This is a genomic window from Algoriphagus sediminis (assembly GCF_030403435.1).
GTDB classification, from domain to species: Bacteria; Bacteroidota; Bacteroidia; order Cytophagales; family Cyclobacteriaceae; genus Algoriphagus; species Algoriphagus sediminis.
On record NZ_JAUEPH010000003.1, the window covers coordinates 394,908 to 408,004 of the forward strand.

General features: G+C 41.8%; 10 protein-coding genes. 3 read left to right on the plus strand and 7 right to left on the minus strand.

The genetic code is table 11. The annotated features are described in order from the left end of the window. Positions 1-9 precede the first annotated feature (9 nt). Positions 10-486, minus strand: coding sequence for a (2Fe-2S)-binding protein (locus QVH07_RS08130; protein ID WP_289999665.1), 477 nt, complete (start codon positions 484-486; stop codon positions 10-12). A 25-nt stretch (positions 487-511) separates the two neighbouring features. Beyond that, positions 512-1,039 carry a DsrE family protein gene (locus QVH07_RS08135; protein ID WP_289999666.1) on the minus strand — a complete coding sequence of 176 codons (528 nt, stop codon included), beginning with the start codon at positions 1,037-1,039 and terminating at the stop codon, positions 512-514. 229 nt (positions 1,040-1,268) lie between these two features. Between QVH07_RS08135 and QVH07_RS08140 the strand changes: the two genes are divergently transcribed. The 3 genes from QVH07_RS08140 to QVH07_RS08150 all read left to right on the plus strand — a co-directional run bounded on the left by QVH07_RS08140 (position 1,269) and on the right by QVH07_RS08150 (position 7,721). Next, the gene (locus QVH07_RS08140; protein WP_289999667.1) at positions 1,269-5,288 is read left to right on the plus strand and encodes a hybrid sensor histidine kinase/response regulator transcription factor; all 4,020 of its coding nucleotides are present in this window, start codon (positions 1,269-1,271) and stop codon (positions 5,286-5,288) included. Positions 5,289-5,596: 308 nt separating this feature from the next. Beyond that, entirely contained in the window at positions 5,597-7,312 is a 1,716-nt protein-coding gene (locus QVH07_RS08145) for an NHL repeat-containing protein (RefSeq protein ID WP_289999668.1), read from the plus strand. Positions 7,313-7,529: 217 nt separating this feature from the next. After that, positions 7,530-7,721 (plus strand): hypothetical protein, encoded by a 192-nt coding sequence (locus tag QVH07_RS08150; protein ID WP_289999669.1) that lies wholly within the window; start codon positions 7,530-7,532, stop codon positions 7,719-7,721. 45 nt (positions 7,722-7,766) lie between these two features. Here QVH07_RS08150 and QVH07_RS08155 read toward each other — a convergent pair whose 3' ends face one another. Genes QVH07_RS08155 through QVH07_RS08175 form a run of 5 tightly spaced genes read right to left on the minus strand, consistent with a single transcriptional unit; the run spans position 7,767 to position 13,089 of the window. Beyond that, positions 7,767-8,510: a DUF6090 family protein gene (locus QVH07_RS08155; protein ID WP_289999670.1), complete on the minus strand. Its 744-nt coding sequence runs from the start codon at positions 8,508-8,510 to the stop codon at positions 7,767-7,769. Position 8,511: 1 nt separating this feature from the next. After that, the gene (locus QVH07_RS08160) at positions 8,512-9,294 is read right to left on the minus strand and encodes a DUF6090 family protein (protein ID WP_289999671.1); all 783 of its coding nucleotides are present in this window, start codon (positions 9,292-9,294) and stop codon (positions 8,512-8,514) included. Continuing rightward, positions 9,291-9,731, minus strand: coding sequence for a YybH family protein (locus QVH07_RS08165; RefSeq protein ID WP_289999672.1), 441 nt, complete (start codon positions 9,729-9,731; stop codon positions 9,291-9,293). Before QVH07_RS08165 ends, QVH07_RS08160 begins: the two co-directional genes overlap by 4 nt. Beyond that, positions 9,728-11,758, minus strand: coding sequence for a S9 family peptidase (locus QVH07_RS08170; protein WP_289999673.1), 2,031 nt, complete (start codon positions 11,756-11,758; stop codon positions 9,728-9,730). The genes QVH07_RS08165 and QVH07_RS08170 overlap by 4 nt, the downstream gene beginning before the upstream one ends. 23 nt (positions 11,759-11,781) lie before the next feature. Continuing rightward, positions 11,782-13,089, minus strand: a complete 1,308-nt coding sequence (locus tag QVH07_RS08175) for an APC family permease (RefSeq protein ID WP_289999674.1) — start codon at positions 13,087-13,089, stop codon at positions 11,782-11,784. Positions 13,090-13,097: the final 8 nt, after the last annotated feature.

The window sequence follows — 13,097 nt, forward strand, 5'->3', positions numbered from 1 at the left end:
CTTTTTGGATTAAAGGGTGGAGGATTTTTGAATTTCAACCGATGCTTTTTTGATGGCCGCTTTGATTCGACCATACATCCCGCATCGGCAAATATTACCACTCATGGCGGCATCAATTTCTTCATCACTGGGCGAGGGATTTTCCTCCAAAAGTGCCACAGCAGACATAATCTGACCTGATTGACAATAGCCGCATTGAGGAGTTTGCATTTCTATCCAGGCCTTTTGCACTTCGTGAAGTGTGTTTCCATCCGGCTGAATTCCTTCAATGGTCCGAATCTTTTTACCCTCAACGGTAGCTGCAGGAGTGATGCAGGATCGGGTAGGTTTGCCATCCACATGAACTGTGCAGGCTCCACATTGGGAAATGCCACAGCCAAATTTAGTGCCTGTCAGCTTGCATTGCTCACGGATCGCCCAAAGTAAAGGCATGCCCTGTGATTCATCTACCTCGTAATCCTTGTCATTGATGTTTAGCTTGATCATGTCAAATGAATTTTCTTCTCCTAATTTAAAATATAGAGATGTAACCTCGAGCCATTAATTCTGAACTAATGGTAATTCTTGAAGAACCGATTTTTATTCCCTCAGTAATATTTTCAGGAAGTATATTTTGTTTCATCATGGATTGACCACAAACAAAGACATCTACCCCAGCTTCTTGAAACCGCTGGAATAGTTCAAGGTTTGGATTATCCATTCCAAATCGCTTATTGTACTCTTCATTGTTTAGAACGGTATAGGCTGAACCCGAAAAAAGAACAACAGCCATGTTAAACTTTTCATCTGGAACTCCGGCGTATGCATGTGCATTGATCACTCTGGCAAAGTAATCCAACATCCCATAAAGCTCACTTTTGTCTTCCTGACCCTGATATGCTTCAGCCAGAAGTTTAAAATCCAGATTTGGATCGGGATTAATGACTTCAAAGGGCATTTCGATAATGAATCCGTAATCTTGAATGACTGGAAACACTTTTTGCTGAGCAAAGATCGAATGGCTAATGAAAAGGAAAAAAAAGAGGGATAGATATTTCATGGTTTATTGGATATCTGAATAAGATACAAATCTTTTTCATGCCGGTGCATGAGCGCTTACCATCATCCCAGTATTTGTCCAGGAGGTATTTTTTGCTATTCGAGAGAATTGAGGTAAGTTGTTAATTACTAATTGCTTTCAGCTTATGAGAAGCGCCAGGTTATTTTTTATATTTATTTTTTTCCTATACTCTTTTCTTGCGACTGGCCAGGAAGTTAACATCACTCCTGTGCCTTTTAATTTTGATCCAACCAATACCACTATTACCGGGATGTGCCAGGACGAGAGGGGCTTCATCTGGCTCGCTAAGATGAATGCCGACTTAATCCGATTCGATGGGACGGACCGAAGGTACTTCAGGCCCAATTTTAATGATAGCACTGCCCTCCAATTAGGTCAAATCGAATGCGTTGCAGCTGGAAAAGGTGGGGAAGTTTGGATTGGAAGCATCTATGATGGTTTAGATCGATATAATCCGGCCACGGAAACTTTCACCCATTTTAGGCATGATCCCGACAATCCCAACAGCCTTCGAACCAACTATGTATCTACCTTATTCGTGGATCGATTGGGTACTTTATGGATAGGAACAGACGCAGGGGTAGACACTTTGGATAGAGAGACTGGCAATTTTGTCCAAATCCAAGTTGATAGTCCTGCTGGTGGAATGCTTCAAAAGGCATTTATCCGGAGCATTTATGAAGACCGTTCCGGAGTGATTTGGATTGGTGCTGGCAATGCCTTCGATTACACCAACTCTCCTTCATCTGGACTATATCGATTCCAAAAGAAAACCAGTTCGATTACCCATTTTAGACATGATCCTGCAGATCCCAGCTCTTTGATTGGGAATCGTGTAAAGGCAATATTTGAAGATAGTAAAGGTAATTTTTATATAGGTTCAGATGGAGATGGACTTCACCTGATGGACCGTGAAACGGGAAAGTTTCAACGACTTCCTAATATTCCTGGCAATCCCAATGCCCTTTCCAGGCCCCCGATTAATGAAAAGGCTACTTTTGCAGTTGATCACATTTCTTTCATCAGCGAGGATGCGGAAGGGGGTATATGGATAGGGACATATGCAGGGGGTATAAACCGGTATGACCCCAAATCCAAGGAGATTGAGTTCTTTGGTACAACTGGAAAAGGCTCCCGATACATGGAAAATAATGGCTTCTGGACATTACTCAAGACGAAAGATAATTTGATTTGGATTTCTTCTTGGCTACCCGGAAATGAGAATCAAATGCTATATCAGGTCTCTACTTTGCAGTCAAATTTTGAGTTTTTTGAAACTGGACCAAGAGCTGTGGCATTTGGTGAAGATCAGGAAAAAGGCGTTTGGGTTGCCACAGCACAGGGTGTTTTTGGTCATAAAGTGGACACTTCAGAAGATAGTTTTTTCAGTTTGGCGCGAAGAACTATTGGCCCTGCACCCTTAGTGGTTCTGAAATTTGATCAGGAGGGAAATGTCTGGATATCCACGGGATCGAGGGGCTTATTTTTTTTCGATAGAGCTACCAAAACATATCAAAACTATGTTCAGAAAGGGTCTGGAAAAGAAGGCTTAGCCTCACGAAATGTTCGTGATGTTTTACCGATCAGTGAAGGAAACGCATGGATAGGCACAAATGAAGGTCTCAATTTTTTTGATTCCAAAAGCGGAAAGTTCAAGCTCTATACCCATGATCCAGCCGATTCGACCAGCCTAAGTTCAAGTGCTGTCTTTAGCCTGAGCCAAGATTCAAAAGGTCAGATTTGGATAGGCACCGCAAACGGAATCGACTTACTTAAGGATGAATCAGGTAGATTTAAAAGATACTTAGATGGCTCCGAGATTTCTATTTTGGGAATTTATGAGGACGAGAAAGGAAGGATTTGGGCTGGTTCCTATCGTTCGGGGTTTTTCTTATACGATCCTGAAGAAGACCGGTTCAATCCTTACTACGACCATACGGGTCTGATTACCGATTTGATCAGGATTAACGGATTGGTAGAAGATGAGTCCAGCTTCCTCTGGCTATTTACAGATAATGGACTTATCCGTCTCAACCCTGAAACGAATAATGCCACCATGTTTGGGAATAGCTGGAAAAAACCCAGTCAATCGGGCTTTTATTCTTTTGAGCCATTCATTTCTAAAGAAAAGGAGATTTTTATCGGCAATGATGAGGGTTATTTTTCATTTTGTCCCGACGACTTGGGAAGTCAATATTCCGAAGCCCCTATTCCTTACGTAACAGCATTTTTATTGGGTGGACGAAACATCTCCCCTCAAATGGATCAAAAGATTTTACCCAAGAGTTTTTTGGAAACCTCTGAAATTCATCTGGCCCATAATCAGAATACGTTTTCTTTCCAATTTGCCAGTATTGATTTTGTGACCTTGGAATCCGATAAAAATATCCGCTACCGTCTCGAAAACTTTGATCAAAATTGGAAGAATGGCAATACATACCAGGCAGACTATTATTCTTTGCCCCCCGGGGAGTATACCTTCCATATTCAGGCTACCAATCGTTTTGGAATTGCGGGGCTTAGGTCTATTTCGGTGTCGATTTTACCTCCTTGGTTTACGCAGTGGTGGGCTTGGCTTTCCTATGCTCTGTTGCTTTTTCTTATGCTTTATTGGATTTACGGTTTTTTGCTTCGTAGAAAACTTGCCCAAGCTGAAGTAGTGAGACTCCAAGAGCTCGACCAGATCAAAACTAGGATTTACAGCAATTTGACCCATGAATTCCGTACTCCCCTTACAGTGATTTCAGGTATCGCGGACCATATTTTGTCACACCCTTCGGTAGAGAATTTGAAAGAGGGAGTGCCGATGATCAAGCGGAATGGCATCCAATTATTAAGGCTAGTCAACCAGATGCTGGATTTATCCAAGCTTCAATCTGGGATTTTAAGCGCAAAAATGATCCATGATGATATTCTGGAGTATTTGTCCTATTTGACAGAATCCTTTCACTCTTATGCAGATTCTAAGGATATCCGATTACACTTTTTTTCAGACTTAAAGACCTTGCCAATGGACTTTGATCCAGAAAAAATTCAAACTATTTTTTCTAACCTTTTAGGGAATGCGATCAAATTCACTCCATCCGGTGGAAATATTTACCTCAAAGTAGAAAAAGTCAAGGTTAAACAAGGAGAAGGTTTGCTTGAGTTAAAGATTATCGATACAGGAAAGGGAATACCTACTGAACAGTTATCTAGGATATTTGACCGATTTTTTCAGGTGGATGATTCTACTACTAGAACTGAGGAAGGCAGTGGGATTGGATTAGCACTCACCAAGGAGCTCGTGCAATTAATGTCTGGAACTATTGAAGCCACAAGTCAGATTGGAAAAGGTTCGGAATTTACCTTAAGACTGCCCATCCGAAACAAAGCGCCGAAAGGTCATGCAGTTGAGTTGACTCAAGATGACATTCCTTTGGTGAAGGATACGCCTAAGGTCTCCGCTATTGGGGTGGAAGAAAGTTACGATGAAAGCCTGCCCCTGGCATTGCTGATTGAAGACCATGAGGATATTTTAAGCTATCTGGAACTATGCTTCAAGGGAAACTATCGCATTCAGAAAGCGAGAAATGGACTTCAGGGTATTCACCAGGCTATTGAAATAATCCCGGATATTATTGTCTGTGACGTAATGATGCCAGAAAAGGACGGCTTTGAAGTAGTGGAAAGGTTAAAAGAGGATGAACGAACGAGTCATATCCCTATCATCCTACTTACTGCAAAGGCGGACATGGAGTCCCGATTGGCTGGATTGGAAAGAGGAGCGGATGCTTACCTAACCAAACCTTTCAATAAGAGTGAGTTGGAGATTAGGCTTCGTAAATTGATAGAGGTCCGACAAAGACTCATTACCCGATACGAAGGTCTGAAGACCCTGCCCGAGCCAAAGACATCTGCTGAACTCAAAGAGGATGCTTTCCTTAAAAAAGTCCGAGGTCTCATAGAAAGTGAAATGGGAAATGAAGAATTTGGCATCTCGGAGATCTGCAAAGTGCTAGGGGTAAGCCGAACGCAGCTTCATAGAAAATTGAAGGCTTTGACGAATAAATCGACCTCTCAGGTGATTCGTACCATTCGTATGCAAGAGGCCATGAGACTTTTAGAAAATTTTAGTTTAAATATTTCTGAAATCGGCTATGAAGTGGGCTACAGTAATCCCAGCCATTTTACACAGGAATTTATCAAGGAGTTTGGAGAGGCACCGAGCTTTTATAGAAAAGGCTAACACTGCTTTGAATTCACAAGATCGAATAATTTGATTTAATGGATCCCAGCCTTCTGATTTTCCTCAAGTCAGTCTTCTATACATTTTTTTTGATTTGGAACAATGTCTAATGCATTTGAAACAATAGCTAAGGCTGATTTTTTTATTTCGACATACTTTTCGAAGGTAAATAACTCATTAACCTGGGACTACATTTTAGGCTTTTAGTCGAATATGTTTTTCCATAAAGATGAGCTTTAAAGTCCTTAAAGGGGATAGTTCTCTAAAAGGCTTTTTAAACATTTTTATCCATTAAACTCCGAGAAATTATGAAACGTAATCGATTTTCCATTTTTACCCTATTAGCGATTTTGGCTAGTATGACTGCATGTTATGAAGTGGAGCAACTTACTAACATTAATGCCAAGAAGAAGAATTCTAAAGTCCTTGTAAAAGAGATTTACACAGGCTCTCTCATCAAAAGTGCCAACGGTGTAAATTTCGGACCGGATGGCAATTTATACATCGCCAGTTTTGGTGGTCAGGAAATAATCGTGATGAATAAGCAAAACGGCAAGATCCTAAAGAGACTTGGCCCAGAGGATGGAGTGATCTCTCCCGATGATTTGGCGTTTGGACCAGACGGGTCGCTTTATTGGACGGATATAAATATTGGTGAAGTTGGCCGTATGACTCCGGAAGGAGTGGTGACCAAGCAGTTTGTGGCACCAGGTGTCAATCCAATTACTTTCTCGGAAGACGGACGACTTTTTGTAGGACTCTGTTTTTTGGGAGATGGATTATATGAATTGGACCCGGACCTTATTGCACCACCTAGACAAATCATTGCTTCCACTCCTGAAAATCCATTTCCCCTTGGATTTTTAAATGCATTCGACTTTGGTCCTGATGGCAAACTGTACGGACCCTTATTTGCAGGTGGCGCAGTGATTCGGGTTAATGTTGGCGGGCAAGGAACTCCAACTTCTACAGATCCTTTTGGGGATGGTACCGCAGAATTTTTAGCCGGAGGCTTCACCGTTCCCGTTGCAGCAAAGTTTGATTCCAAGGGAGTCCTTCACGTTTTGGATCAATCAGGCGAAGTTTTCAAGGTAAATACTTTGACCGGAGAAAAAACACTTTTTATAAAAATTCAAGAGGGACTTGACAACTTGGCTTTTGACTCCAAAGGCTCCCTTTTCATCTCCAATGCTGACTTTGGATCGGTAGTAGAAATACTACCTAGTGGTCAGCCACGCACCATAAGCCGTGAAGGGATGATTGCACCTATGGGCTTGGCAGTTTTACCGGGGTCAAATAACAAAGATGCATTGTATGTAGCTGACTTGTTCCGATTGTACCAGTTTAATGGACTATCTGGTAAAAAGGAAAAGGTTTATAAAGGAGACTTACTGGGTCGTGAAGGAAATCTGACCACTCCTTTTACTCTTTCTGCTGACGGGCAGAATCTTATTGTATCTTCCTATTTCGGAGGAGTTGTTCAGATTTGGAATCCACAAACTGATAAGGTACTTCAGACTTTTGAGATACCTAGTGTTCCTGTCGATGCTATTCGCTTCAAAGATGATATTGCTGTGTCCGCTCTGCTAGCCGGCGTGGTTAGGGCAAGTGACCAGTCGCCTATTTTTCCGGAAGGAACTTTGCTTATCCCAAGCGGATTGGCAACCGATGGGGAAACTTTATGGGTAGCAGACTTGGCTACCGGAACCATTTGGCAGTTAGGATCTAACAACATTCCTGTAGAACTTGCAACTGGATTAAAGGGTCCCGAGGGATTGGCATGGGATAAAGAAGGAGGCCTGCTAGTTGTGGAAACCGATGCTTCACGTTTATCACGCGTAGACCTAGCCACAGGAGAGGTGAGCAAAATCGCAGATGGACTCAGCCTGAGTGGAGCGGCTGTTGGCCAAGATGCAGCCTTACCTCCTTCCAACTACTTTGATGGGGTAGTTGTTGGCCAATCGGGTGATATCTATGTTTCGGGTGGAGGAAAGAATGTGATTTACCGCATCTCTAAAAATTGAGGACAAGCTTATGGATTGAATTTTTTAAGCAAAAAGGGTGACCCACTCCTCCTTTTCCTTTTGGAAAAGGGGGAGTTTTTGTTTGTTGATGGAAATCAATTTTACCTCTTTCTAAATGTTCTGATCATCTAAAAGAACAGAATAAATATTCCTCCAAAGCCAAGACGAGACATAAGTTCGGGTTTGCTTAGTTGGAAGAAAAAATCAGACCAAGGGGATGAGGGTTTCGATTCCGACAAGAATACCAACAGGCACTAGAAACACTTCGGGTTTCTGGCTTTTTGATTTCAACCTGAACTTCAGAAATGCCAGAATAGCACCGAAAAAAATTACCAAAGAAGCTCCGGTCACCAAGACCAATACGTATCTAAAACTACCGGTGGATGCAACAGCAAAAATTCAAGATTGATAAAAAAAGAGCTTTTGGCGGATTTTTCGGAAGAAGTAAATCAGATCAGTATTCTGAGGCAATTAAAATTTCTTCAATTATTCCGACAGTTTCCTCATATTGTTGCAGAAGCAAAATACTAGTCACGTATTTATCATCCACTACATTCTCGAACCTAATATTTTTTAGTAATTCGGAATTACTGAAGTTAAATTTTGACTTGAAATATTTTTTACCCTTTTGAGTTAGGTAGGGTGCATCAGCATTTCGAAGGGAGCCGCTTTGCTTGATAAAATTTAAAAAGTCACTGCTGCTTCTTAGGTCATCTTCGGTAAACTCATTTACATTTTCATAATGCCTTTCCCATCTAAACAATAAAGATTGTAGGTGAGAGTTGGTTAGTTTAGAGATCTGGCCGGAGTTTTTGAGATCATTCAAGACATAGGAACTAGGATTCCAAGTCATATTAATAAATGAATTGCTAATCATGCTGTCCAAGATTTCATCTGCAGGGAGATTTTTAGATCCAAAGAGGCTCAAGAGAACTTCTTGAGTCTCGATCATAACTTTGATACGATCAATCTCAAACTTCAGGGAGGTCAGATTTTCTTCAAATTCATTGTGCAGTGCTAAGACCACTTGTTTTTCTCTATTTTTTTCACGCAAGGTTTCATTATAATTATTTACCCCAAGAGCAATCAAAATTCCAATCACTACCAATAAAATTTCTCCCACGGCGTACACAAGATACCGGGTTACCCGATTTTGAGATAGGAGTTTTTGGCGGATTTTTCTAAAAAATGAGATCATTTTATTTTTTTCTATTCAATTCACCCTCAATCATTTTGAGCGTGATGTTGATAAAATCTTTAATGTTCAATTCATTGACTGAAACGTAATCATTGTTATGCTTGTGGTGCCAGATTTGATTCTCAAATTCTAAATAATCCGCCTCAACTAGCTGGGTCTTGAAAGGGGATTTCTCTGGGTAGGTTTTAAGATAGTCTTTTTTGTCATAGGGGAGTTTTTTCGTGAGCTCACCATTGGCCAATGGAAAGCGCTCCATTAGAAATGGCATTAAATTCATGGTATAGTTGTCTGATCTAAAAAGAATATCCTCCTCCTGATCAACTAAGAGCGTCAGCCAGTTTACTATTTGAGTGCGTAGGGCATCATTTCTCAGAAGGTTTAATTTCCCTGAATTGACAATTTCGCTTGCGACTCCTGTTTGGGCATCAAAAGAATTAAATGTACCCACCCTCACCAATAGTTCATCTACAAGTTCTGGATTATTTTCTATTGAATTAGATCGAATTAATTGGGTGAGTTGTAAGCAGTCCTCAGTTACTTTTGAGTTAATGATGATACTGAAGTTTATTTCCTCCAGATTATTTTCAAATTCTTCCTTTAACCCAAAAAGTATTTCCAATTCTTCATCATTTTCAATTCGTTGTTGGTTCCATGTATTGATTTGTAGTGCTATCAAAATTCCGATTACCACCAAAAATATTTCACCAATCGCATAGGCCAAATACTGAGTGATTCGGTTTTCCTTTAGGAGCTTTTGGCGGATTTTTCTAAAAAGTGAAATCATCTATTTTCTGGTAAAGTCACGAACAATTGGGATTGAATTAACCACTTGCCAGAAGCTTTGGTCCACTGAGCAGAGTATTTTCCTCCCACGACAGAATCTTCTGATCCCTCTACATATCCTTTCCAGGTTCCAGTTTCCCAAGCCAGTTGGGTTTCGGAATTGACAAGGACCTCATCTGGGGTCCGAACCCAATACATTTTAGGGCCAGAATCTCTTTTTATATAATCCTGAAGTGCCTTTTTACCAGAGATTAAAGTCCCTGCACCTGTTGAAATCAATACATCATCAGTCAGGAAAGTAGCATTTAAATCCTCATTAAATTCTCTTAAAGCGGCATTAGATTTCTCCCTCTGCGCAAGAATCTGAGACTCTTCAGATTCTTGTGCAAAGCAGAAAACAGGAGCTAGTGTGAGGAAAACCCAAAGAAGGTATCTCATTCTTTGTCCCGATAATAATTAAACCAGCTCAAAATCGAAGCAGATTTACTCATTAGCATGCTTGGGCGATTGACCAAGCCATGAGAGGCATTGGGTATTCGAACCATCGCCGCTTCTACTCCTTCCAGCTTGAGTGCTGTGTAATATTGCTCTGATTCAGATATTGGCGTTCGAAAGTCTTTTTCACCAGTCAAAAGCATGGTTGGAGTAGTAACATTTCCCACCAGAGAAAGTGGAGATCTTCTCCAATAGTTTTCTATATCCTCCCAAGGCTTTGCCCCAAACCAATACTTTGAAAAGAAGGCCGCTCCATCGGCATGAAGTACAAAACTCGTCCAGTTGATCACTGGCTTGGCGACCACCGCAGCCTTAAATCGATCTGTCTTTCCCACGATCCATGCGGTCAGGACTCCACCTCCGGAACCACCGGTAACAAAAAGATTTTCCTCATCCACATAGCCTTTGGCGATTACCGCATCCACACCCGACATGAGGTCCTCATAATCATGATTTGGATAGTCATGATGAATAAGGTTCCCAAACTCCTGTCCATATCCGGTGCTTCCCCTTGGATTGGTGTAAAGCACCACGTAACCGGCAGACGCATAAGCCTGAATTTCATAAGAGAAGGATGGCCCGTACATGGCAAATGGTCCCCCATGAATCTCAAGGATAAATGGATATTTTTTATTTGGGTCAAAATTCGGAGGAGTAACGATCCAACCCTGAATATCCCGATCGTCATAGGAAGATTTCCACCAAAGCTCCTCTACAGAACCAATGTTCCGATAAGAGAAAACATCTTCATTTAGGTTAGTGATTCGGGTAGTATTTCCATTTACAAATGCCGCCAAATCCGCTGGATGATCTCCTCCTCCCAGAGTGTAAGCGATATTTCCATTTTCTGCCATGGTAAAGGTACCTGCATTATAAGGTCTCCCCAGGTCCAATCCTCCTAGACCTTCCACCACCGTCTTTGTTTTGCCATTAAGGGTCACATGACCCACTTTGGTGTCTCCCTGGTCATCATACTGAAAATAGATTGCTTTCCCACTGGATTCCCATTGCGGATTTCCCACACTTCGATCTAGCTCTTCAGTGAGATTTTTCATGCCTGAACCATCAGAATTCATGACATAAAGCCTGGTTACCGTGTAGCCCTGAAACGTGTCATCATATCCCGTGTAGGCGATCATGCTTCCATCTGGTGAAAGGGTGGGGTTAGAATCAGGGCCGAACCTGTCGGTCAAAGCAGTTACCGAGCCATCATTAAGATCCAATTGATAGATTTCAGAGTTAGCTGGATTTAGCTCATTATCCTCGTGGAGATTTGCTGAGAAGAATAGTGACTGACCATCGGTAGACCAAATTGGAGAACCATAATTTTGGTCGTCGAAAGTTCGCTGTCTGGCTGTACCTCCGGAAAGTCCAATGGTAAAAATATGCCTGTTTCCTACCGGTAAATAGCCAGCTCCATCTCCACGATAGTTCAAACGATCAATGTATATCGGTGCATCGTTCCAATCGGCTCCTGCCGGCTTGGAGGGGATGTTTAGCTTGTTTGAAGGAGTTCCTTTTACAAACTGGGTAAAAGCCAATTGGGTATCATCTGGTGACCATGAAACTGCCGAAGGAGGGGTAGCTGAATTGGTCAAAGCAATATCCGCATTCATGTCAAAATGATGGACAAAGAGCTTGGTTTTATCGTCTTGTTGGTTGGAAAGATAGGCCAGCTTACTGCCATCATTTGACCATCTGGGAGCATAGTCTCTCTGATTGCCTTGAGTGAGTGGACGGTTTTGGGTGCCGTCACTATTCACAATCCAGAGATTGCCATAGTCTCTGTCTGTCATGATGTCTTTAAACATTCGAACGTACACGATTTTGGAGCCATCCGGAGAAATCTGTGGATCGGAAACCATTTCCAGATCGAAGAGATCCTTCAGCTCCATATTTGTCTTTTCCTGTGCCTGGCTTTGGGCGAGTAGCCCAAGGCAAAAAATGAGAAGTAGATATGTCTTTTTCATAATTAATTGATGGTTTGGTAAGCTTAAGATATCCTTTTCCGGACGAACTTCCTGATGAAATAAAGCAGGGTCAAGGATAGGATGAAAATTAGTGATGCCCAGAGTTCTTTCGAACTGGATTGAAAAAGAATCCAGATCAGAGAGACAAAGGCGAAAGTTCCGACGATATAGCCTAGAGGAACTTTGAATAGATTTTGGTCTTCGTTTTTTCGAATCAGTCGGAATTTGAAAAAGGCCAGAATCACTCCGAGATACATCAAAATGGAAGCAACGGTAACCAAGACCAAAAGAAACCTAAAGCTACCAGAAGCTGCCAAAATCAAGTCCAGAATGGCAAGAAATACGATGGCCACTACCGGGGTTTTAAATTTTGGGTGGATGCTGCTGAAAACTGAAGGAGTAAGACCATCTGCTGACCCAGCATAAAGTACTCGGGTCTTCATGACGAAAATGGAGCTAAATGTACTCCAGACGGCGATAAAGGAAACGGTAAGAAGCAGAAAGAAGGCGGATTCTCCCGCTATATTTTTGGCCAGTTCGGCCAAAGGGGCTTCCTGATTTTCAATCAGCTGATCACCTAGGACTCCCTGTACCACCAGATGCAAACAGCAGAAAATGAAAATCACCCCGATAATGCCAAGAACAAAACCCAAGGGGGCTGTGCGTTTTGGGTTTTTCATTTCTCCGGTAGAAACCAAAGAAAGTTCACCTCCCAGAAAGGCAAAAATGAGTAAAAGTGAAGCCTCACCGATTTTAGGAAATTCAGGAAACCCCTGCCAGGAAATATTCTCTATTTGAATGGAGCTAATACCAAAAACCAGCAAAGCCAGAATAGCAAAAACCTTTATCCCGGTAAGAATCTTAATAAGGGTCATTCCATTTTTGATTCCTCGAATGCTTAAAAAGGTAATCACTCCCAGCACCAAAGTGAATAAAATGAATCGAGGGCCAAACTCTTCAAATGCCGGAAATGCTGTGGAGGCAATATCAGCCATAGCATTAAGCAGGGCTGCACAGGCAAGTGCACTCACCCCGAACCAGTACAAAATATTAGCAACGAATCCTGCCACTGGCCCGAATGCTCGCTCGATATAAACATAAACTCCACCCGTATCGTCAATTCGGCTACTGACTTCCCCGAAGCAGAGTCCAAGCGATAGAAATATCAATCCACAGGCGATATATGCCAGGATACTTCCATGACCCAGAATTACATAAACTAAGGCTGGTAGAAGGAAGATTCCACTTCCTATGGAGATGCTCAGGACGTTTGTGATTACATCCCAAATTCCCAGGTCTTTTTTGAGTTCTTTCTCAGATGATCGGCTCATATAATCTA